We start from the raw sequence: 440 nt of genomic DNA on the forward strand, positions 1-440 counted from the left end.
GTATATAAAAGCCTTGTTCTCTTAATTTGTGAAATGCGAAAAGTAATGCTGGTGCTTTGTCTGTAGTGAGAACCGCTGGTTCTCCAAAGATTTTGACCAATCTTTTCATAAAGGCATAGGCAGCTTGATGATTCCGTTTTTTACGAAGTTGAATATCCAATGTGTGCCCGTCTTTATCAATTGCACGATATAAATAACACCATTTTCCTTTGACTTTTATATAGATTTCATCTAGTTTCCAAGATAATGGAACGTTTTTATTTTTCTTCTTCCAAATTTGATAGATAAGATTTCTATATTCATGAACCCAGCGCATGATGGTTGTAGGATGAACTGAAACACCACGTTCATTCAAAATTTCAGATACATCACGATAACTTAAAGAAAAACGACAATAGTAGCCGACGGCTACCAAAATAATATCCTTTTTAAACTGTTTT

At 33.9% G+C, this 440-nt stretch carries 1 protein-coding gene; it reads right to left on the reverse strand.

Annotation, left to right across the window (positions count from 1 at the left end; genetic code table 11):
* Positions 1-440 (reverse strand): IS6 family transposase (locus tag LOK41_RS28605; RefSeq protein WP_241819460.1); only part of this gene is annotated, 440 nt, incomplete at both ends.

Origin of the sequence: Bacillus sp. TL12 (assembly GCF_022625245.1) — a bacterium.
Taxonomy (GTDB): domain Bacteria; phylum Bacillota; class Bacilli; order Bacillales; family Bacillaceae_G; genus Bacillus_A.